Here is a 19,640-nt window from a genome sequence, read left to right on the forward strand (position 1 = left end):
GGTGGTGAACGCTGGAAACGGGCGGTTTCGGTGCCGGATGCACCGGGCCGGCCGTTCACGATACCGGCAGATTGCGGCGGTTTCGCTGGGCCCGTTTTTAAAGGAAACGTTGATTATACCGTTGACTGGCGCGCGCTCAGTGGCGTGCTCAATGAGCGCCGGCGGGCGGCTCGGTCACGAAGCCGAGGCGCGTGAGGCCGGCCTGCTGTGCGGCGCCCATCACCTGGGCGATCACGTCGTAGCGCGTCTCGCGCGCGGCGCGCAGCTGCAGCTCGGGCTGCTGCGACTCGGGCTGTTTGCCCGCTGCCGTAAAGCGCGCGCGCAGTTCGTCCAGCGTGATGGGCTGGGCGTTCCAGTAGAGCTTGCCGGCGGCGTCGATGGAGAGCGTGACGGTCTGCGCCGTTTGCTGCGCGGGCTCGGCGGCGACCTTCGGCAAATCGAGCCGGATCGCGTGCGTGAAGAGCGGCGCGGTAATGATGAAGATGACGAGCAGCACGAGCATGACGTCGATGAGCGGCGTCATGTTGATCTCCGACATCGGTGCCGCATCGCGCTTCTTTTCGAGTCCGCCGAATGCCATTGGCGTTGCCTCCTACGACTCGGCGCGCGCGCCTTCGCGCATCGCGCCCTGCGCACCTTCGCGGCGCAGCGGCGCGCCTTCGGGCGCGCAGGCATAGGCGTGCAGGTCGTGGGCGAAGCCGTCGAGATCGTCGCAGAGCTGGCGCACGAGGCGGCCCAGCACGTTGTAGGCGAGCACCGCCGGAATCGCGACGACGAGACCGAAGGCCGTCATGATGAGCGCCTCGCCCACCGGGCCGGCCACATTCTCGATCATCGCCTGGCCGCTCGCGGCGATGCTGCCGAGCGCGTGGTAGATGCCCCAGACGGTGCCGAGCAGACCGACGAACGGCGCCGTGCTGCCCACCGAGGCGAGCAGGACCTGCCCGAACTCGAGGCGCCGCTGCGACGCCTGAAGCGCGCCGCGCAGCGCCCGCAGCACGCGCTCGCCGCGATCCACGCGCGCGAGCATCATGCCGGGCGCGTCGGCTTCCTCGGCGGCGAGCGCCGCCTGCGCCAGCGGCAGGAATACGCGCTCGCGGTCGACCGGACGCATGGCGGCAACGCCGTCTGCGAGCGTGCGCGCCTGCCAGAAGCGCGCAATGGCGCGCGGCCCCTGGCGCTTCGCGCGCAGGAGGATCCAGCTCTTGATGATGAGGAAACACCAGCTCGCGACCGACATGGCGAGCAATACCCACGCAACCGCGTGGGTCACCGCGTCGCCCGTCTGCAGATAGTGAATGACTCCGGAACTCGCTGCCATCGGACCTCGCTCACTGTCGGTCCGGCGCAGGCGCCGGACCGTAGGGGAAACGCTCAGCGCAGGCCGAGCACGTCCTGCATATCGTACAGGCCATGGGCCTTGTCCTGCAGAAAGCGCGCGGCGCGCACGCTGCCCTGCGCATAGGAAAGGCGGCTCGAGGACTTGTGCGTGATCTCGATGCGCTCGCCAATGCCCGCGAACAGCACCGTATGATCGCCGACGATATCGCCGCCGCGAATCGCCGAAAACCCGATCGTCGAGGGGTCGCGCTCGCCCGTCACGCCTTCGCGGCCATACACGGCGCATTCGTCGAGATTGCGGCCGAGTGCGTGCGCCACGGCCTCGCCCATCGCAAGCGCGGTGCCCGAGGGCGCGTCGACCTTGTGGCGATGGTGCGCCTCGATGATCTCGATGTCGTAACCCGTCTCGAAAAAGCGCGCCGCATATTCGAGCAACTTGAGCGTGACGTTCACGCCCACGCTCATGTTGGCCGCGAACACGACCCCGACATTTTGCGCGGCCGCGCCGAGCTGCGCCTTTTGCTGGGCGTCGAAGCCGGTCGTGCCGATCACCATCTTCACGCCGTGGCGCTGCGCCGCCTCGAGGTGCACGAGCGTGCCTTCGGGGCGCGTGAAGTCGATCAGGCAGTCGCTTTGCCCGAAGACCTGCTCGATGTCGTCGGTGATGCGCACGCCGGTGTCCTTGCCGAGGAACGCGCCAGCGTCCTGGCCGATGGCAGCCGACCCCTTGCGCACGAGCGCGCCCGAGAGCGTGACGTCGGGCGAATTCAGGACAGTTTCGATGAGCATGCGGCCCATGCGGCCGGATGCCCCGGCGATTGCGATTTTCATGAGTCTTCCTGCCAATGTGTCGCTGGCCGCGGTGCCGGATGCCACCAGGCGCCACGAAGCGCCGCCGCCAAAAAAACGCGGCGGCCGGTAGTGACACCCCGGCCGCCGGATCGAAGCGTAGCGCGCCTCGCGCGCCACGCCCTGTTTGATTTACCGGCTGGATCAGCCGGGTCAGTTGCTCGGAGCGGCAGCAGCCCCCGAGGCCGGCACCGTGGGCGGCGCGGCGAGCGCCGAATCCCGTGCGGGGCCCGACGGCGCCGTGTTCGTGTCGCCGGTGCCTTGCGCGCCAGCGGTCGGGCCGACCGGGTTGCTCGGCGGCACGCCCTGGATTTGCGGCTGCGGCTTACGATGCAGCTGAACCTGAGAGGGCATCGTGCCGACGTTCTGCGGCAGCGCCGACGACTGCGGATTGCCCACGCGCACCGACGGCGTGAGGCCGTTTGGCGTTTGCACGGCTTCCGTGGCGCGGTTCGCGGCGGCGGCCGCCTGCGCGTTGGCGTCCTGCGGCAGCGCGTTGGTTGCGGTGCCGAGTTCGGACGACGGCGAGCGCGCCGTGTCGCCAACCGTCGGGCCGGTCGCGCCCGAAGCCTGGTCTGGCGCGCCCGCTGCAGCCGCCACCGGCGCCGAAGCACCGGACGCCGGCGCAGCCGCGACGGCCCGCTTCTTGCCGGAGCGGTCGCCGTCGATTTCAGCGAGCAGCTCGAGGTTCGAAGGCAGGTCTTCACCGCCCGACCAGCTCGCTACGCGATCGCCTTCGAACAGCACGACAAAGTCACGCTGCTGGACCACGGCGGTCGAGCCGCGCTTGAAGTAGAAGATGTAGTCCCAGCGGTTCGCATGGAACATGTCGGTGAGGAGCGGCGTGCCGAGCAACTGCTTGACCTCGGCGCGCGACATGCCCACCTTCATCTGCGCCGCGGCTTCCGCCGAGACGAAGTTGCCTTGCACGATGGTAATGCGGTAAGGCGTAATGCTCTGGGCGACGCGCTGCGTCACGCTGTCGTACGTTTTACAGCCGGCGAGCGCGGCGAACGCGGCCGCAGCCAGCAGGGTGCACGCCAGGCGGCCGCCGTGCATGCGCCGGCCGATCGTTGTGAATTCTGGAATCATTTCCCTCACCGTGCGGGCTTTTCGCGAAGCCGCGCGTATTCTGTAGAAGATCGTTCGAAGTTCTGGCGAAAATGCCCGGAACGGCAAAAACGCATTAACATAACAACCTAGCATTGTACTCCAGGGACTTATCGTCATGACCAATCCAACCGATCTCAAGAACATCGGCCTCAAGGCGACACTGCCTCGCCTCAAGATCCTGGAGATTTTTCAGCATAGCCCAGTGCGCCATCTGACCGCCGAAGACGTCTACCGCAACCTGCTGAACGAGGAGCTCGACATCGGCCTCGCCACGGTCTACCGGGTCCTCACGCAGTTCGAGCAGGCCGGGTTGCTCACGCGCAGCAACTTCGAATCGGGCAAGGCGGTGTTCGAGCTGAACGAGGGTAGCCACCACGACCACCTCGTGTGTCTCGACTGCGGCATCGTTGAAGAATTCTTCGACCCCGAAATCGAAAAGCGCCAGCAGATGATCGCCACGGAGCGCGGCTTCAAGCTCCAGGAGCACGCCCTCGCCCTGTACGGCGCCTGTACGAAGGAAAACTGCCCGCACCGCAAGCACTGACCGCTTGCGGCTTGCAGGCTGCGGAAATGGAAACGCCACGGCAGATCTGCCGTGGCGTTTTCGCGTGGGTGAGCCAGTCTTCGGGAAAAGCTGGCCGGACCTCAGGCGGGCACGAGCGCCGTGTCGGCTTGCGCAAGCCGCCAGGGCCGCGCGAGCGCGATCTCGTCGCAGTTCGGCTGCGTGCCGCCGCGGTCGATCACCACGAAGTCGCTCACGCGCCCGAACGCGAGCAACGGGTGATGCCAGACGCCTTTGGCGTAGTTGACGCCCTGCCCGCGCCCGGCCCAGAACGCCCGCAGCCAGGCCGGCTCGAACTCGCCCGCGGGCGCGACCACCACCGCGTAGCCCGCGTCGCCGAGCGGCACGAACGCCTGGCTGCCTAGCGGATGCCGCTCCATCATCGCGATCTCGACGGGCCACGCACGCGGCTGGGCGCGAAACACGCTGACGATGGGCCGGCCGCCCGCCTCGTTCACCTCGATGGCGGCGAGATCGTGAAAGCGCTCGGTCGTGCCGCCGTTGATCGGAAAATGGCGCGCGCCTTCGAGTTCGATGACGTCGCCGAACGGCGCGAACGCCTTGCGCGTCAAGGGTTCCATGTGCAGGATCTGCATCGCGGCTCCTCGCTCAGACAGGTTCGCCCCACAGGCGCAGGCGCGAGACGCCGCCGTCCGGGAAGATGTTGAAACGCACGTGCGTGACCGGGCCGAGCGCGGTGATCCCGCTCTCGAACACGTGCTGCTTGTCCATTTCGAGCTTCTGCTCGCCGAGCAGTTCCGGCCAGAACATCGCCTGGGTGACGAGCGAATCGTCGGTGCCGCCCGTCACGCTGGCCGCCTGCAGCGAGCAGCGGTCCGGGTAGTTGCCCTTGAAGTGCGCCGTGTCGACTTCGATCTTGTGGATGACGCCGGGCCGCGCGAGCGCCACGATCGCCCAGTCGTTGCCAGGTTCGCGACGGCGGCGCGTTTCCCAGCCGTCGCCCATGTTCACGCCGCGGCCCGGCATGAGGATCGTGGAAGCGAGCCCGAAGTGCTGGTTGTTGGCCGCGACGAGATACGCGCCGTTTTCGATCGCCGCGAGATCGACGAGGCTGCCACGCTCCACCGTGCTCCAGTCGCGCCGGGGCTGACCGTACACGCGCAGACGCGCGAGGCCGCCGTCGGGATAGAGATTCACGCGCAAATGCGTGAACGCGCGCGTATCGCTGACTTCGACGTAGTGGTGCTGGTTGCCCTGCAAGGTCGTCGCCGGGACGATGGCCTGCCAGTCGGCGTTGTCACCGGGCGTTGCGTCGTCGCCCAACTGCGCGTAGCACGCCTCGATCGAAGCCGCCGGCGGGAAGTTGCCCGTGAAATGGCTCGTGTCGAGGTCCAGGCCGTAAATCACGCCCGGGCGCGCGAGGCGCACGATGCAGAAGTCGTGGCCCGTCGTGCGCTTGCGGCGCGTTTCCCAGCCGTCCATCCACTTGCCGTGGTCGTCGTACTTGCCGGGGATGAAGACCGCGGGCTGCGGTTCGAGCATGCGCTCCTTCGGCGCGAAGAACTCGTCGCTCGCGTGGAGCGCGCGAGCACCCAGACGCGGATCGGCGAGGTTCATGTAGCGGCGCGTGAAGGCGGGGGCGTTGGGGTCGAGAGTCGGAATGGCCATGATGGTGTCGTTCGCTGGGGTTGCTCAGTTGATCGAAGGAAAATGTCAGCAGATGCGGTGTGGAAGTTCAGGCGTGCGCGTGCTTGCCGCCGAGCGCACCGTCTTCGCCATGCGCCGTGTCTGCATCGGTGTCGCCTGCCGGCACGTAGAGAAAGCCTTCGTCGAGGTTCAGCACGCGCCTGGCGCGCGCCTTGTCGATGTCGTGCTCCCACACCGCGACCACGACCGTCGCCACGCAGTTGCCGATCAGGTTGGTGAGCGCGCGGGCGATGCCGACGAACCAGTCCACCGGCAGGATCAGCACGAGGCCGAGCACCGGAATCGCGGGAATGGCGGAAAGCGTGGCGGCGAGAATTACGATCGCTGAACCGGGAATGCCGTGCGCGCCCTTCGAGGTGATGAGCGACACCAGCACGACCACGATGAGATCGTGCATCGACAGCGGCGTGTTGGTCGCCTGCGCGATGAAGATCACCGCGAGCGTGAGGTAGATCGAAAAGCCGTCGAGATTGAATGAGTAGCCCGTCGGGATCACAAGACCCACCGTGGAATCCTTCACGCCCATCCATTCGAGCTTGCGCATGATCTGCGGGAGCACGGCGTCGGACGAAGCGGTGCCGAGCACGATCGAGAGTTCTTCGCGCAGGTAGCGGATCAGCTTGAACACGTTGAAGCCCGCCAGCCGCATGACGATGCCGAGCACCACCGCGACGAATACGATGCAACTGGCGTAGAACACGATCACGAGCAGCCCGAGCTGCTTGAGCGAAGCGACGCCGTACGTACCGGTCGTGAACGCGATTGCGCCGAGCACGCCGAGCGGTGCGAGCTTGATGATGAAGCCCATCACCCGGAAGAAGACCTGCGCGAGTTCGTCGATCAGGCTGTTCACGCGCTGCGCCTTCGGGCCGAGCAGCGAGAGCGCGCTGCCGAACAACACCGAGAACACGAGGATCTGCAGGATGTCGCCCTTCGCAAAGGCGTCGAAGGCGGTGTCGGGAATGATCTTCAGCAGGAAGCCCGCAGTGTCCTTCAGGCTCTTGGCGTGCTCGGTGTAGGTCGCGAGCGAGGCGGCGTCGAGCGAGTGCAGATCGACGTTCATGCCGGCGCCCGGACGCGTGACGTACGCGAGCACCGCGCCGATCAGGAGCGCGACGGTCGTCATCGCCTCGAAGTACACCACCGACTTGAGGCCTACGCGGCCCACCTTCTTCAGGTCGCCCGCGTGCGCCATGCCGCTCACGACCACGCAGAACACGATAGGCCCGATCACCATCTTGATGAGCTTGAGAAAGCCGTCGCCGAGCGGGCGCAGCGACTGGGCGAAATGGGGAAACACCGCGCCTACCACGATGCCCAGTACGAGGGCGATCACTACGCGGCCAAACAGCGAATTGAAGAACTTCGTCACGACTGTCTCCTACTGAGCAGGGGGGGAGCAACCAACTGTTCTGACTGGTCTGACCAGCACCGTTATGGCGGATAGTAGGAAGCCGATATACCGGAGTCAAGGTTGGGAAGCGCGGTGTTTACCCTTGCGCGGTCTGACCAGTTTGCGGGCCGGAGCGCGATGCCTTATCCCGCGGCGCGCGGGCGTTGACGCGATGCACCATGGGTGTGCGCCGGACGGGACTACAATACCGGTCAGACCACGCGAATACTGCCCGCGCCATCCGATGAAGAACGTTCCGCACACCGTCACCGACGCCGCCATCGCCACGATCCGCGAACGGATCGAGGGCGGCCTGTATCCGGTCGGCAGCCTGCTGCCCGCCCAGCGACAGCTTTCCGGGGAACTGGCGATCAGCCGCGCGTCGCTGCGCGAAGCGCTCTCGACGCTCGAAGCGCTCGGCATGCTGTCGATCCGCGCGGGCAAGGGTGTGTACGTGACGAGCGCGCAGGCCACGACCGCTCACCCGTGGCGTTTCGCCGATCAGTCGTCGCTGCCCGACACCTACCAGATGCGCTACGCGCTCGAAGGCTTCGCCGCGCGCATGGCGGCGCTCGCCATTGGCGACGCCGACGTCACGTGGCTCGAAGCGAACACCGAGGCGCTGCACGAGGCCCTCGCCTGCGACGAACTCGACGAAGCCGCGCAGCTCGACTTCGAGTTCCACATGCGTATCGTGAATCTCGCGGGCAATGGGGCGATCGAATCGATCCTGCGCAGCAGCGCCGACATCATGAAAGAGAGCCAGCGCATGCCGTTCTACCGGCGCGAGCGCGTGCTCTCCACGCATCGCGAGCACGGCCTGATCGTGGTGGCGCTGAAGGCGCGCGACTCGGCAGCGGCCGGCGAGGCGATCGAGGCGCACATCGCCAATGCCGCGCAGCGCGCGGGCGTGTACTTCCCTACGCCGCCCGCGTTCGCCGCCGCCTCCCCAAGCGCCATCGAAAAATAAGGACGAAAAAAAAACCGCCCGATGGGCGGTTTTTCAAGCAGCGTAGAGCGTGCTTACTTCGCGTTCGCGAAAGCCACAGCCGTGTCCAGCATGCGGTTCGAGAAGCCCCACTCGTTGTCGTACCAGCTCGACACCTTCACGAGACGGCCCGAGACCTTCGTGAGCGTGGCGTCGAAGGTCGACGATGCCGGGTTGTGGTTGAAGTCGATCGACACCAGCGGTGCGTCGTTGTAGCCCAGGATGCCCTTGAGCGCGCCTTCCGAAGCTTCCTTCATGATGGCATTGACTTCTTCGACCGTCGTGTCGCGCTTGGCGATGAACGACAGGTCGACGATCGACACGTTGATGGTCGGGACGCGGATCGCGTAGCCGTCCAGCTTGCCGTTCAGTTCCGGCAGCACGAGGCCGACAGCCGAAGCCGCGCCCGTCTTCGTCGGGATCTGGCTGTGCGTGGCCGAGCGCGCGCGGCGCAGGTCTTCGTGGTACACGTCGGTCAGAACCTGGTCGTTCGTGTACGCGTGGATCGTCGTCATCAGGCCGGTTTCGAGGCCGATCTTGTCGTTCAGCGGCTTGACGAGCGGTGCCAGGCAGTTGGTCGTGCACGATGCATTCGAGATGACCGTGTGTTCGGCCTTCAGCACGTTGTGGTTCACGCCGTAGACGATGGTCGCGTCGACGTCCTTACCGCCCGGCGCCGAGATGATGACCTTCTTTGCGCCGCCCTTCAGGTGCGCGCTCGCCTTTTCCTTGGTCGTGAAGAAGCCGGTGCACTCCATCACGACGTCGACGCCCAGCTCGCCCCACGGCAGTTCGGCCGGGTTGCGGTTGGCCAGCACGCGGATCTTGTCGCCGTTCACGACGAGGTAGTCGCCGTCCACCGTCACTTCACCGGGGAACTTGCCGTGTGCCGTGTCGTATTGCGTCAGATGCGCGTTGGTCTTCGCGTCACCCAGGTCGTTGATCGCAACGATCTGGATGTCGTGCTTCTTGCCGTTCTCGTAGAAGGCGCGAAGCGTGTTACGGCCGATGCGGCCATAGCCATTGATAGCGACGCGAATCGTCATGGTTTATCTCCTAAGGGCTGAAAAATTCTGAAACCAGTGCTGCGCTGGCGTCGACGCCTGGCTGGGGCGGCCTGGCGGGGCGCTCAAGGCAGCGGGCCCGCCAGATCTTGCCGATCAGGCGGGCCCGTTACGCATGCTTAGTTGTCGAGCGCGGCCTTGGCCGTCGCGACGACATGATCGACCGTGAAGCCGAAGTGCTTGAACAGCACGCCAGCCGGGGCCGATTCGCCGAACGTGTCGATGCCGACCACGGCGCCTTCGAGGCCCACGTACTTGCGCCAGAAGTCGGTCACACCGGCTTCGATCGCGACGCGGCGCACGCCCTTGGGCAGCACGCGCTCGCGGTATTCGGCGTCCTGCCTGTCGAACACGTTGGTCGACGGCATGGACACCACGCGGGCGCCGATGCCTTCGCGCTGCAGCGCTTCGACGGCCTTCATCGCCAGTTCGACTTCAGAGCCCGTGGCGATCAGGATGATCTTGCGGCTCGGGATGTCGTCGTTCCAGTCCTTGAGGACGTAACCGCCCTTGGCGATGTTCGCGATCTGGGCATCCGTGCGCTCGTTGAACTGCAGGTTCTGGCGGCTGAAAATGAGGCTCGACGGACCGTGATGCGAGATCGACTCGGTCCAGGCCACCGCGGTTTCCACGGTGTCGGCCGGACGCCAGAGCGTCATGTTCGGGATCAGGCGCAGGCTTGCGACCTGTTCGATCGACTGGTGCGTCGGGCCGTCTTCGCCGAGGCCGATCGAGTCGTGCGTGAACACGAAGATCGACGGGCACTTCATCAGCGCGGCCACGCGCAGCGCGTTGCGGCTGTAGTCCGAGAACGTGAGGAACGTGCCGCCGAACGCCTTGTAGCCGCCGTGCAGGTTCAGGCCGTTGAGCGCCGCGCTCATGCCGAACTCGCGCACGCCGTAGTTGATGTGGTTGCCCCACTGGATGCCGGTCTCGCCTGCCTTGGCGGCGCGCACGGGCTTCGAGGCCTTCCAGTTGGTGAGGTTCGAGCCGGTCAGGTCGGCCGAGCCGCCGAGCAGTTCGGGCAGTGCCGCGGCGAGGCCTTCGATGGCCTGCTGCGAAGCCTTGCGCGTGGCGACCGTTTCCTTGCGCGAATCCGCGCCGGCGACGATCGCGGCGGCCTTCTGCGCCCAGTCGGCGGGCAGCTTGTGGGCCATGCGGCGCTCGAACTCGGCGGCTTCGCTCGGGTACTTCGACTTGTACGCGGCGAACTGCTCGTTCCATGCGGCTTCGAACTTCGCACCGGCGTCCTTCGCGTCCCAGTCTGCGTAGACTTCTTGCGGCAGCGTGAACGGCTCCCACTTCCAGCCCGCGGCTTCGCGCCACTTGGCAATTTCTTCGGCGCCGAGCGCCGCGCCGTGCACGTCGTGGCCGCCTTGCTTGGTGGGCGCACCCTTGCCGATGATGGTCTTGCAGCAGATCAGCGTGGGCTTGTCCGAGGCCTTGGCCTTCTGGATGGCCGCGTCGACCGCGTCCACGTCATGGCCGTCCACGTGCGGGATCACGTTCCAGCCATAGGCTTCGAAGCGCTCCGGCGTGTTGTCGTGGAACCAGTTGACCACGTCGCCGTCGATCGAGATGCCGTTGTCGTCGTACAGCGCGATCAGCTTGTTCAGCTTGAGCGTGCCGGCGAGCGAGCAGGCTTCGTGCGAGATGCCTTCCATCAGGCAGCCGTCGCCCAGGAACACATACGTGTGGTGATCGACGATCTTCGCGTCGGCCTTGTTGAACTCCGCTGCGAGCAGCGCTTCGGCCAGCGCCATGCCGACCGAGTTCGCCAGACCCTGGCCGAGCGGGCCCGTGGTCGTCTCGACACCCGGCGTGATGCCGAACTCGGGGTGACCCGGCGTCTTCGAGTGCAGTTGACGGAAGTTCTTCAGTTCCGCCATCGGCAGGTCGTAGCCCGTCAGGTGCAGCAGCGAGTACAGCAGCATCGAGCCGTGGCCGTTCGACAGCACGAAGCGATCGCGGTCGCTCCAGAGCGGGTTCGTCGGGTTATGGCGCAGATGGCGCGACCACAGCGCAACGGCGATCTCGGCCATGCCCATGGGCATGCCGGGGTGACCGGAGTTCGCTTGCTGAACGGCGTCCATGGACAGCGCACGAATAGCGTTGGCCATCAATTGGGTGGTAGCGGGGGAGGCGGAGGACGAGGTCGTCATGTCGAGTCCGGAAGTGTGCAAAAAGCGGCGTGGGCGGCGCAGGTCGCGAACAGCGCAAATTGCGAGGGCAAACTGCGGCACACACAGCAGCGCGGGAGTCCGGAAGCTCGGCAAATCGCCCGCTCAGGCGCACATGCGGCGCCAGGAGACGCGAAACGGCCGGAGCAAACGGAGAGGGCTGCAAAGCGGAATATTCTAGCAGATCGTGGGGATTATCCCTGGCCATTGGGCGAGGGGTATGCGCCGTGCGCGCCGTCACCCCGCCGTTGTCCTCTCGTTGGCCTTTGCCGCGTTCGAGGTGCGGTTCACACCCCCTATAATGTCTCTGTTGGCCCTATTTCTGGGCGATTTTCGCGCACTCCGGCGCACCGGCAGCGCCTCTCGACCTCCGTGACCGACTCCCTCCTCTTCCATCCTGCGGCAGATGCGCTCTACGGCTTTCCTGGCGCGCGCCGCCTCGCCGCGGCCGATACGCCGTGGCAGCGCATCGAGGTCTGGGACACGCCGCAACTGGGCTGCCTGTTCACGCTGGACGGCCGCCCGATGACCTCCGCGGGCGACGAGTTCATCTATCACGAGTGCATGACGCACCCGGCCGCGCTCACGCATCCCGCGCCGCGCGCGGCGCTCGTGCTGGGCGGCGGCGACGGCGGCGCGGCGCGCCAGTTGTTGCGCCACCCGGCCATCGAGCGCATCGTCGTGGCCGAACTGGACCCGGACGTGGTGCGCCTGACGGGCGACTATCTGCCCCAAGTCCGCGGCAACGCCTTCGAGGATCCGCGCGTGGAACTCGTGATCGGCGACGCGGCCGCGTTTGTCGCCTCGGCGCAGGAACGTTTCGACCTTGTCGTATTCGATCTGACCCCGCCGGATTCACCGGCTGCCGGGCTCTACACGCCGGCGTTCTATGCCGCGCTCAAGCGCCTGATGAGCGCCGACGCTCTCGTCTCGCTCCATCTGGGCTCGCCGTTCCATCATGCGCAGCGCGTGGGCGCGCTGCTCGGCGGACTGCGCGCGGCCTTCGCCGTCGTGCGACCGCTTGCCGCCTACGTGCCGCTCTACGGCTCACTCTGGCTCATGGCGATCGCGAGCGACGCGCTCGACCCCGCCGGCATCGACGAGAGCACGTTGCGGGCGCGCGCAGCCGGGCGGCAGCTCGAGGGCCTGCGCTACTACGACCCGCGACTGCACGCGGCGCTCCTAAAAAGTTCATGCACAGCCCGCGATAAACTAGGCGAAGTCCTGCAGCTTTAGGGTCCTGCTCGTGGATAACGGCCAGTCCCAAGCGCTTTTTCATGCGCGCCTTCGCCCGGAGCGGCACGGCGCCTCATTCGAACCGCGAATCTGGAGAGACTCGATGACCGCACCCCGCCCCGCCGGCGTGCCGTGGCTGACCCCGTATCTGACGGTGCGCGACGCACGCGCGTCGATGGACTTCTATCGGGCAGCGCTCGGTTTTGCGGTACGCGACAGCGTGGAGGACGACGGCGCGATCATGCACGTGGAAATGACGTACCACGATCAGCTGATTGTCATGTTTGCGCCGGAGGGCGCATTCGGTTCGACGGCGCGCACGCCCAAAAGCGCACAGAATGTCGCACCGCAATCTTTTTATCTGTATGTCGACGATGTCGACGCGGTTTATGCGCGGGCGCTCGAAGCCGGCGCGAAATCGCTGAGCGAGCCACAGGACCAGTTCTGGGGGGACCGTTTCGCGCAGGTCGAAGACCTCGACGGTTACCGGTGGGCGCTTGCTCGGCACTTGTCCTGATTCAATGAGAAATAGTTCTATGCCCCGCTTTTTCGTCGGCAGCGCCCTGCAATCCGACGAGGTTGTCACCCTTCCCGACGAAGTCACGCGCCATGTCCAGGTGCTGCGCCTGCGACCCGGCGACACCATCGTGCTGTTCAACGGTGTTGGCGGCGAGTACAGCGCCGAGATTCTCGGCATGGAGCGCCGCGACACGCAGGTGCGCATTGGCCCTTACCGCGATTTCGAAGCCGAGCCGCCTTATCGTGTCACGCTCGCCCAGGGCGTTGCCAGCAACGACAAGATGGACTGGCTGATCGAAAAGGCCGTCGAACTGGGCGCGACGAACTTCGTGCCGCTCACCGCCTCGCGCAGCGTCGTGCGCCTTTCAGGCGAGCGCGCCGTGCGCCGCCAGGCGCACTGGCAGCGCATCGTGCAGGCCTCGTGCGAACAATGCGGCCGCAACCGCCTGCCCGACGTCGCGCCCACGCGTGACATCGCCGCGTGGCTCGGCTCCCTGCCCGAGCACCCCGGCGACGGCGAACTGCGCCTGCTGCTCTCGCCGCGCGCCGACGTCGCGTTCTCGACCTTGCCGGTCGAGCCGCCTTCGGGCGAAGTGACGGTGCTGATTGGGCCTGAGGGGGGATTCTCGGAGCAGGAAGAGGAGGCGGCGCTCGGCCACGGCTTCATCGCCGTGGGGCTCGGGCCGCGCGTGCTGCGCACCGAAACGGCGGGCATCGCCGTGCTCGCTGCGCTCGCCGCGCGCTGGGGTGGCTGGTAAGAGGAGCGGATCGAGCGGCGGGTAAAAATGACAAAGCCCGCCTTTCGGCGGGCTTTGTCATTTTCTGTCGCATGCGCGCGACGGAACGTGAGCCGAAGGTCAGGCGAACGAATAAAAAACGCGGAACGGCACCTTGCGCTCGGCCCAGTATTCCGAAGCCTCGCGAAAAACGTCGAGCAGCGTCTCCCGCCCGTCCTTGTCGAACTTCTGGGCAATCGGCAGTCCTTCCAGCACGATCACGAAACCCGGCTGCTCGCCGGCCTTCTGCACCAGATCGGTCAGGCAGTCGTACAAGCCATCGTAGTTCTTGCCGAAATGCTTCGGAAACAGAAACGACGTGGCAATGGTCTCGAGCACTTCCTGCTTGGTTTGCGCATTCGCACAGAACGCATAGAGGAAATGCTCCTGCAGCCGCTGGGCTTCGTCCGAGAGATCCTGAATGCGAAACGCCCGGATCGACTGGACAATATTCGGCTGCACGGTCGAAAACAGGCTCATGGCCCCCTCGTTCGATGAAAGCCCCGCCTCATCCTGGCGCGCCTCGCTGTCTTGCTTCAACTGCATGACGCGCTGGAACAGGTTGCCTTCCCCGGACGCGAACAGATCGCTCGCGACCCGGGGGTCGTGCGCGTAAACGTTATCGCTCATGCCGCTCATCCCGGTGTCAATCAATAATTCGCCTGAAACTGGCGTAGTGGTCGTCGGAGTAGTAACAGTTGTCGGTCCGCTTGCGTGGGCCGCCGCAAACGATGCGCTTGGCACCGCGGTTGTGCGCGCCCGGCGTCGGGACCGTGTACTCGTGATAGTAGCCCCGCCGCTGCGGTGGCAATATCCGCTCAAAATTCCCGAATACGACGCCGTCCTTCTCGTAAGGAAACGGGCCGCCTGCCGCAATCAGGTTCAACGTGCCCACCGCCTCACGCGGAAGTTCGTTGACCGAAATGCTGCCGGGCGAATTACCCGTATCTTCCGGCTGACTCGTGCGCGCCTGAGCGCCACCTGCCGCGAGCGCTACGGTTGCGACCAGCGCCACCGCCGCGGCGCGCCGCAAGCCAGACAAACTGCCGCCGAAACAATGAGTTAGACGAGGCGCCATCCCCTGGTTCCCGCTTCCCTGGTTACGCGTTCGACGACCATGAAAGGTGTAAGCGTATCGCTAATGATGCCTGGAAGCAACGTTAGTCAGGCGAGGACGACCACCGCTTGACTCCGCACAAGGGCCAGACTGGTAAATTTTACAATCTCATTTTGCGCGATTTTGCTCGATCGAGCCGGGTTGCGCGGGCAAAAAAATCGGCGCGCTAATCGGAGCACGCCGATTGTTGGAACCACGTCGCCGGCGCCGCCGGCAACCTGCGCGAACGAGCTTAACGTGCCGCGTTCACGTCTGCGACGAGCAGCGCCGTCATATTGACGATGCGGCGCACCGTCGCGGAAGCCGTCAGCACGTGCACCGGCTTGGCCGCGCCCAGCAGGATCGGCCCGATGGCGATGTTGTTGCCGGCCGCCGTCTTGAGCAGGTTGTAGGAAATGTTCGCCGCGTCGATATTCGGCATGACGAGCAGATTCGCTTCGCCTTCGAGCGTCGACTCGGGCAGGATCTCCTTGCGCAGGTTCGCGTCGATCGCCACGTCGCCGTGCATTTCGCCGTCCACGTGCAGGTCCGGCGCGCGCTCCTGGAGGATTTCGAGCAGGTCCCGCATCTTCTGCGCGCTAGGCGCGTTGCTCGAACCGAAGTTCGAGTGCGAGCACAGCGCGATCTTCGGCTCGATGCCGAAGCGGCGCACTTCCTCGGCCGCCATGATGGTGATTTCCGCGAGCTGCTCCGGCGTCGGGTCGACGTTGACGTGCGTGTCGACGATGAAAATCTGCCGGTTCGGCAGCACGAGCGCGTTCATCGCTGCGTAGACGTTGCAGCCCGCCTTCTTGCCGATCACCTGATCGATGAAGTGCAGGTGGCGGTGCGTCGTGCTGACCGTGCCGCAGATCATGCCGTCGGCTTCGCCCTTTTCCACGAGCATCGAGCCGATCAGCGTGGTGCGGCGGCGCATTTCGAGCTTCGCCATTTGCTGCGTGATGCCCTTGCGCGCCATGAGCTTCGCGTAGCTCTGCCAGAACTCGCGGTAGCGCTCGTCGTGGTCGGTGTTGACGACCGTGTAGTCCTGGCCGGCATGCAGGCGCAGGCCGTAGCGCGCGATGCGCTGCTCGATCACCGAAGGGCGGCCAATCAGGATGGGCTTCGCGAGCTTTTCGTCGACCACGATCTGCACCGCGCGCAGGATGCGCTCCTCTTCGCCCTCGGCGAACACGATGCGCTTCTTCTCCGGCTCCACGGCGCGCGCGAGCTGGAAGATCGGCTTCATGGTCGTGCCGCTGTGGTAGACGAACTGCTGGAGGTGCTGCTCGTAGGCGTCCATGTCCTCGATCGGACGGGACGCGACGCCCGAGTCCATTGCCGCCTTGGCCACAGCCGGCGCGATCTTGACGATCAGGCGCGGGTCGAAGGGCTTCGGAATCAGATACTCAGGCCCGAACTGCAGGTCCTGGATGCCGTAAGCCGTGGCCACGACATCGCTTTGTTCCTGGCGCGCCAGTTCCGCGATCGCGTTCACCGCGGCGATTTCCATTTCGCGCGTGATGGTGGTCGCGCCCGCGTCGAGCGCGCCGCGGAAGATGAACGGGAAGCACAGGACGTTGTTCACCTGGTTCGGGTAGTCCGTGCGGCCCGTGGCGAGCACGGCGTCCGGACGCACTTCGAGCGCGAGCTCCGGCAGGATTTCCGGGGTCGGGTTGGCGAGCGCGAGAATGAGCGGCTTGGCCGCCATCTGCTTGACCATCTCCTGCTTGAGCACGCCGCCCGCGGAGAGGCCGAGGAAAATGTCGGCGCCTTCGATCACTTCGGCAAGCGTGCGCGCGTGGGTTTCGCGCGCGAATCGCTCCTTGTCCGGGTCCATCAGCTCGGTGCGGCCCTTGTAAACCACGCCCGCCAGGTCGGTGACGACGATGTTTTCGAGCGGCAGGCCCAGGTCGACGAGCAGGTCCAGACACGCCAGCGCGGCCGCGCCGGCGCCCGAGGCAACCAGCTTCACGTCCTTGATGTCCTTGTCCACGACCTTCAGGCCGTTCGTGAAGGCGGCCGCCACCACGATGGCCGTGCCGTGCTGGTCGTCGTGGAAGACCGGAATCTTCATGCGCTTGCGCGCTTCGCGCTCCACGATGAAGCACTCGGGCGCCTTGATGTCTTCGAGGTTGATGCCGCCGAACGTGGGTTCGAGCGCGGCGATCACGTCGACGAGCTTGTGCGGGTCCGTCTCGTTGAGTTCGATGTCGAACACGTCGATGCCGGCAAACTTCTTGAAGAGCACCGCCTTGCCTTCCATCACCGGCTTCGAGGCGAGCGGCCCGATGTTGCCGAGGCCGAGCACGGCCGTGCCGTTCGACACAACGCCCACGAGGTTGCTGCGCGCCGTGAAGCGCGCGGCGTTGAGCGGATTCTCGACAATTGCCTCGCACGCGAACGCGACGCCCGGCGAGTACGCGAGCGACAGATCACGCTGATTGATCATCTGCTTGGTCGGCGCGATCGCGATTTTCCCGGGGGTGGGGAACTCGTGATAATCGAGGGCGGCTTCGCGAAGCTTGTTCGTAGCGGGATTCGACATGGGAGGCAGGACGTTAGTGCGGATTAGAATGACAACTCGAACGCTAAGTTGACCGATTGTAGCGCCAATCCTTGACAGCATTCCTTTCAGTTCGGGCGCAAGTGCCGCGACCGCGATGGGGGGAAAAGCCATGCCAGGGCGCCCTATGCGGCGACGGCCATACCCCAACTGTCATAACCCTTTCGTCATGCTTTCCGAGTTCTCCCTGATCGACCGATATTTTGCGCGGCGAGCGCGCACGAATACGCAACGCGCCACGCTGGGCATTGGCGACGACTGCGCGCTCATCGCGCCCGCCGCGGGCGAAATGCTGGCCATCTCGACCGACATGCTGGTGGAAGGCCGCCACTTCTTCCCCGACATCGCTCCGCACGCGCTCGGTCACAAGGCGCTAGCCGTGAATCTGTCCGACCTCGCCGCGATGGGTGCCCAGCCGCTCGGCTTCACGCTTGCGTTCGCGCTCCCCAGGGCGGACGAGGACTGGCTAGCTGCGTTCAGCGCGGGACTCTTCGAGCTGGCCGACCGCTTCGACTGCGAACTGATCGGCGGCGATACCACGGCAGGGCCGCTGAACCTGTGCCTGACGGTGTTCGGCTCAGTGCGTCAGGATGCCGCACTTCGGCGCGATGCGGCCCAGGCGGGCGACGACATCTGGGTCTCCGGCACGCCCGGCGACGCGCGCGCGGGCCTCGGCATGATGCGCGGCGAATGGCAGGTGAGCGAGCCCGACGCCGCCCATTTGCGCCGGGCGCTCGAATACCCTGAACCGCGCGTGGCGCTGGGCCTCGCGCTGCGCGGCGTGGCGCGCGCGGCGCTCGACGTATCGGACGGCCTGGCCGGCGACCTGCGCCACATTCTGGAACGCTCGAGCCTCGCCGCGACGATCGACGTCGACGCCCTGCCGCTCTCGCCTGCGCTTGCGCGCCTGCCGCGCGATGTGCAGCTGCAATGCGCGCTTGCGGGAGGCGACGATTACGAACTGTGTTTCTCGGCGGCGCCCGCGCAACGCGACGCGGTCGAGGCGGCGGCGCAACAGGCGGGTGTGCGCGTCACGCGCATCGGTACAATGACTTCCCGCACTTCGCCGCAAGCCGCCCCCGAGATCGCCTGGCGCGACGCGGGTGGCACGCCGCTCAATCTGACGTTGCAAGGTTTCGATCACTTCCATGCAGACTGACCCCACGCCCTCGCCCGCCGGTCAGCCGGCTCCTCCGGTAGGCCCGGCACGCAACGCCGCCACACCCGGCACGGGCGGTCAGCCCGCCGGCCCGCGCCGCGCCGACGCGCCGTTCATGCTCACCCATCCGCTGCACATCGTTTCGCTCGGCTTCGGCTCGGGGCTCTCGCGCCTCGCACCCGGTACGGCCGGCACGCTGTTCGCCTGGGCGGCCTTCGAGGTGCTCAACCGCTACCTCACGGTGACCGAGTGGGGACTGCTGATCTTCTTTGGCTTCTTTGCGGGCATCTGGATCACGGGATTCACGGCAAAGAAGCTGCGCACGGAGGATCCCTCGGCCATCGTCTGGGACGAGATCGTCGCGTTCTGGCTCGTGCTGCTCATGATCACGCCCGTCGGTTTCGAGGGTCGGCTGTGGGCCTTCGTCGTCTTCCGGTTTTTCGACATGGTGAAGCCGCCGCCCATCCGCTATTTCGACCGGCGCTTCAAGGGCGGCCTCGGCATCATGCTCGACGACATCGTCGCCGCTTTCTTCACGCTGCTCGTCATCGCGCTCTGGCGCATGTCGGTGTAACCCCACCTCGCCGCCGCCAACCCAACGGATTGCTGCAATGTCTACCGATTCCGTCGTTCACCAACTCGCCATCCGCGTCGGCAACAAGCTGCGCGACGGGCGGCTCATGCTCGCGACCGCCGAGTCCTGCACGGGCGGCATGGTCGCCACCGCCATCACCGACATTTCCGGCAGCAGCGTCTGGTTCGAACGCGGTTTCGTCACCTACTCGAACCAGGCGAAGACCGAGATGATCGGCGTTCCGCCCGAGCTCATCGAAAAGCACGGCGCCGTGAGCGAGCCGGTCGCGCGCGCGATGGCCGAAGGCGCGCTCAGCAACAGCCGGGCACAAGTTTCGCTCGCCATCACCGGCGTCGCTGGACCGGGCGGCGGCACGCCGGAAAAGCCGGTTGGCATGGTGTCGTTCGGCTGGAGCAACCGGCTGCATACGAGCGTCGAGACGCTGGTCTTCAAGGGCGACCGCGAACAGATCCGCGTGCAGGCCGCCGCGCACGCGTTGCGCGGGCTGCTCGCCTTCATCGACGAACAGGAACGCTAAAACCGGCCCGCGCCTCGC

Annotated in this window: 20 protein-coding genes; 8 read left to right on the top strand and 12 right to left on the bottom strand. The window is 66.0% G+C overall.

All coding sequences use genetic code 11. From position 1 onward, the window contains the following. Nucleotides 1-148: 148 nt before the first annotated feature. From M3A49_RS19140 to M3A49_RS19155, 4 genes are all read right to left on the bottom strand, one after another. Nucleotides 149-580: an ExbD/TolR family protein gene (locus M3A49_RS19140; RefSeq protein ID WP_028201927.1), complete on the bottom strand. Its 432-nt coding sequence runs from the start codon at nucleotides 578-580 to the stop codon at nucleotides 149-151. A 12-nt stretch (nucleotides 581-592) separates the two neighbouring features. Further along, the gene (locus M3A49_RS19145; RefSeq protein WP_254352461.1) at nucleotides 593-1,321 is read right to left on the bottom strand and encodes a MotA/TolQ/ExbB proton channel family protein; all 729 of its coding nucleotides are present in this window, start codon (nucleotides 1,319-1,321) and stop codon (nucleotides 593-595) included. Between the two features lie 53 nt (nucleotides 1,322-1,374). Next, nucleotides 1,375-2,172: a 4-hydroxy-tetrahydrodipicolinate reductase gene (dapB, locus tag M3A49_RS19150; protein ID WP_266230210.1), complete on the bottom strand. Its 798-nt coding sequence runs from the start codon at nucleotides 2,170-2,172 to the stop codon at nucleotides 1,375-1,377. Nucleotides 2,173-2,343: 171 nt separating this feature from the next. Continuing rightward, a complete protein-coding gene (locus tag M3A49_RS19155; RefSeq protein ID WP_266230212.1) occupies nucleotides 2,344-3,282 on the bottom strand; it encodes an outer membrane protein assembly factor BamE in 939 nt (312 codons plus the stop codon). Between the two features lie 136 nt (nucleotides 3,283-3,418). Between M3A49_RS19155 and fur the strand changes: the two genes are divergently transcribed. Further along, nucleotides 3,419-3,847: a ferric iron uptake transcriptional regulator gene (fur, locus tag M3A49_RS19160; protein WP_069268417.1), complete on the top strand. Its 429-nt coding sequence runs from the start codon at nucleotides 3,419-3,421 to the stop codon at nucleotides 3,845-3,847. Nucleotides 3,848-3,948: 101 nt separating this feature from the next. Here fur and M3A49_RS19165 read toward each other — a convergent pair whose 3' ends face one another. The 3 genes from M3A49_RS19165 to M3A49_RS19175 all read right to left on the bottom strand — a co-directional run bounded on the left by M3A49_RS19165 (nucleotide 3,949) and on the right by M3A49_RS19175 (nucleotide 6,905). Continuing rightward, nucleotides 3,949-4,461, bottom strand: a complete 513-nt coding sequence (locus M3A49_RS19165; protein ID WP_266230216.1) for an ureidoglycolate lyase — start codon at nucleotides 4,459-4,461, stop codon at nucleotides 3,949-3,951. Between the two features lie 13 nt (nucleotides 4,462-4,474). Continuing rightward, a complete protein-coding gene (alc, locus tag M3A49_RS19170; RefSeq protein WP_266230218.1) occupies nucleotides 4,475-5,494 on the bottom strand; it encodes an allantoicase in 1,020 nt (339 codons plus the stop codon). Nucleotides 5,495-5,561: 67 nt separating this feature from the next. Beyond that, entirely contained in the window at nucleotides 5,562-6,905 is a 1,344-nt protein-coding gene (locus tag M3A49_RS19175; protein ID WP_266230220.1) for a C4-dicarboxylate transporter DctA, read from the bottom strand. A gap of 265 nt (nucleotides 6,906-7,170) precedes the next feature. Here M3A49_RS19175 and M3A49_RS19180 point away from each other — a divergent pair, with 265 nt between their 5' ends. Next, on the top strand, nucleotides 7,171-7,896 hold the full coding sequence (locus M3A49_RS19180; RefSeq protein WP_266230222.1) for a FadR/GntR family transcriptional regulator: 726 nt from the start codon (nucleotides 7,171-7,173) through the stop codon (nucleotides 7,894-7,896). Between the two features lie 53 nt (nucleotides 7,897-7,949). On the opposite strand, the gene gap is transcribed toward M3A49_RS19180, so the two are convergent. Then, nucleotides 7,950-8,960 carry a type I glyceraldehyde-3-phosphate dehydrogenase gene (gene gap / locus M3A49_RS19185; protein ID WP_028201919.1) on the bottom strand — a complete coding sequence of 337 codons (1,011 nt, stop codon included), beginning with the start codon at nucleotides 8,958-8,960 and terminating at the stop codon, nucleotides 7,950-7,952. Nucleotides 8,961-9,097: 137 nt separating this feature from the next. Then, nucleotides 9,098-11,140 carry a transketolase gene (tkt, locus tag M3A49_RS19190; protein ID WP_254352468.1) on the bottom strand — a complete coding sequence of 681 codons (2,043 nt, stop codon included), beginning with the start codon at nucleotides 11,138-11,140 and terminating at the stop codon, nucleotides 9,098-9,100. 390 nt (nucleotides 11,141-11,530) lie between these two features. Here tkt and speE point away from each other — a divergent pair, with 390 nt between their 5' ends. From speE to M3A49_RS19205, 3 genes are all read left to right on the top strand, one after another. Continuing rightward, the gene (gene speE / locus M3A49_RS19195) at nucleotides 11,531-12,394 is read left to right on the top strand and encodes a polyamine aminopropyltransferase (protein WP_266230224.1); all 864 of its coding nucleotides are present in this window, start codon (nucleotides 11,531-11,533) and stop codon (nucleotides 12,392-12,394) included. 103 nt (nucleotides 12,395-12,497) lie between these two features. Next, the gene (locus M3A49_RS19200; protein ID WP_254352470.1) at nucleotides 12,498-12,911 is read left to right on the top strand and encodes a VOC family protein; all 414 of its coding nucleotides are present in this window, start codon (nucleotides 12,498-12,500) and stop codon (nucleotides 12,909-12,911) included. 19 nt (nucleotides 12,912-12,930) lie between these two features. Next, the gene (locus M3A49_RS19205) at nucleotides 12,931-13,671 is read left to right on the top strand and encodes a 16S rRNA (uracil(1498)-N(3))-methyltransferase (protein ID WP_254352471.1); all 741 of its coding nucleotides are present in this window, start codon (nucleotides 12,931-12,933) and stop codon (nucleotides 13,669-13,671) included. Nucleotides 13,672-13,770: 99 nt separating this feature from the next. Here the strand turns inward: M3A49_RS19205 and M3A49_RS19210 are convergent, their stop codons facing one another. The 3 genes from M3A49_RS19210 to M3A49_RS19220 all read right to left on the bottom strand — a co-directional run bounded on the left by M3A49_RS19210 (nucleotide 13,771) and on the right by M3A49_RS19220 (nucleotide 17,333). Continuing rightward, the gene (locus M3A49_RS19210) at nucleotides 13,771-14,328 is read right to left on the bottom strand and encodes a barstar family protein (RefSeq protein WP_028201914.1); all 558 of its coding nucleotides are present in this window, start codon (nucleotides 14,326-14,328) and stop codon (nucleotides 13,771-13,773) included. Between the two features lie 7 nt (nucleotides 14,329-14,335). Next, nucleotides 14,336-14,767 carry a ribonuclease gene (locus M3A49_RS19215; protein ID WP_266230227.1) on the bottom strand — a complete coding sequence of 144 codons (432 nt, stop codon included), beginning with the start codon at nucleotides 14,765-14,767 and terminating at the stop codon, nucleotides 14,336-14,338. Nucleotides 14,768-15,038: 271 nt separating this feature from the next. Beyond that, complete coding sequence (locus M3A49_RS19220; RefSeq protein WP_266230228.1) at nucleotides 15,039-17,333, bottom strand: NADP-dependent malic enzyme; 2,295 nt, start codon at nucleotides 17,331-17,333, stop codon at nucleotides 15,039-15,041. Between the two features lie 187 nt (nucleotides 17,334-17,520). Here M3A49_RS19220 and thiL point away from each other — a divergent pair, with 187 nt between their 5' ends. From thiL to M3A49_RS19235, 3 genes are read left to right on the top strand one after another with little or no spacing between them, the layout of a single operon-like run. Continuing rightward, nucleotides 17,521-18,510 carry a thiamine-phosphate kinase gene (gene thiL, locus M3A49_RS19225; protein ID WP_028201912.1) on the top strand — a complete coding sequence of 330 codons (990 nt, stop codon included), beginning with the start codon at nucleotides 17,521-17,523 and terminating at the stop codon, nucleotides 18,508-18,510. After that, nucleotides 18,500-19,084, top strand: a complete 585-nt coding sequence (locus M3A49_RS19230; protein ID WP_266230230.1) for a phosphatidylglycerophosphatase A — start codon at nucleotides 18,500-18,502, stop codon at nucleotides 19,082-19,084. Before thiL ends, M3A49_RS19230 begins: the two co-directional genes overlap by 11 nt. A gap of 37 nt (nucleotides 19,085-19,121) precedes the next feature. After that, nucleotides 19,122-19,622, top strand: a complete 501-nt coding sequence (locus M3A49_RS19235; RefSeq protein WP_110385379.1) for a CinA family protein — start codon at nucleotides 19,122-19,124, stop codon at nucleotides 19,620-19,622. The last annotated feature ends 18 nt before the right edge of the window (nucleotides 19,623-19,640 follow it).

Origin of the sequence: Paraburkholderia sp. CNPSo 3076 (genome assembly GCF_026343935.1) — a bacterium.
GTDB classification, from domain to species: domain Bacteria; phylum Pseudomonadota; class Gammaproteobacteria; order Burkholderiales; family Burkholderiaceae; genus Paraburkholderia; species Paraburkholderia nodosa.

Excerpts from the sequence above, each read along its gene's own strand:
- M3A49_RS19140 (WP_028201927.1), bottom strand. The coding sequence starts at position 580 with ATGGCATTCGGCGGACTCGAAAAGAAGCGCGATGCGGCACCGATGTCG.
- M3A49_RS19145 (WP_254352461.1), bottom strand. The coding sequence starts at position 1,321 with ATGGCAGCGAGTTCCGGAGTCATTCACTATCTGCAGACGGGCGACGCG.
- dapB (WP_266230210.1), bottom strand. The coding sequence starts at position 2,172 with ATGAAAATCGCAATCGCCGGGGCATCCGGCCGCATGGGCCGCATGCTC.
- M3A49_RS19155 (WP_266230212.1), bottom strand. The coding sequence starts at position 3,282 with ATGATTCCAGAATTCACAACGATCGGCCGGCGCATGCACGGCGGCCGC.
- fur (WP_069268417.1), top strand. The coding sequence starts at position 3,419 with ATGACCAATCCAACCGATCTCAAGAACATCGGCCTCAAGGCGACACTG.
- M3A49_RS19165 (WP_266230216.1), bottom strand. The coding sequence starts at position 4,461 with ATGCAGATCCTGCACATGGAACCCTTGACGCGCAAGGCGTTCGCGCCG.
- alc (WP_266230218.1), bottom strand. The coding sequence starts at position 5,494 with ATGGCCATTCCGACTCTCGACCCCAACGCCCCCGCCTTCACGCGCCGC.
- M3A49_RS19180 (WP_266230222.1), top strand. The coding sequence starts at position 7,171 with ATGAAGAACGTTCCGCACACCGTCACCGACGCCGCCATCGCCACGATC.
- gap (WP_028201919.1), bottom strand. The coding sequence starts at position 8,960 with ATGACGATTCGCGTCGCTATCAATGGCTATGGCCGCATCGGCCGTAAC.
- tkt (WP_254352468.1), bottom strand. The coding sequence starts at position 11,140 with ATGACGACCTCGTCCTCCGCCTCCCCCGCTACCACCCAATTGATGGCC.
- M3A49_RS19200 (WP_254352470.1), top strand. The coding sequence starts at position 12,498 with ATGACCGCACCCCGCCCCGCCGGCGTGCCGTGGCTGACCCCGTATCTG.
- M3A49_RS19205 (WP_254352471.1), top strand. The coding sequence starts at position 12,931 with ATGCCCCGCTTTTTCGTCGGCAGCGCCCTGCAATCCGACGAGGTTGTC.
- M3A49_RS19210 (WP_028201914.1), bottom strand. The coding sequence starts at position 14,328 with ATGAGCGGCATGAGCGATAACGTTTACGCGCACGACCCCCGGGTCGCG.
- M3A49_RS19215 (WP_266230227.1), bottom strand. The coding sequence starts at position 14,767 with ATGGCGCCTCGTCTAACTCATTGTTTCGGCGGCAGTTTGTCTGGCTTG.
- M3A49_RS19220 (WP_266230228.1), bottom strand. The coding sequence starts at position 17,333 with ATGTCGAATCCCGCTACGAACAAGCTTCGCGAAGCCGCCCTCGATTAT.
- thiL (WP_028201912.1), top strand. The coding sequence starts at position 17,521 with ATGCTTTCCGAGTTCTCCCTGATCGACCGATATTTTGCGCGGCGAGCG.
- M3A49_RS19230 (WP_266230230.1), top strand. The coding sequence starts at position 18,500 with ATGCAGACTGACCCCACGCCCTCGCCCGCCGGTCAGCCGGCTCCTCCG.
- M3A49_RS19235 (WP_110385379.1), top strand. The coding sequence starts at position 19,122 with ATGTCTACCGATTCCGTCGTTCACCAACTCGCCATCCGCGTCGGCAAC.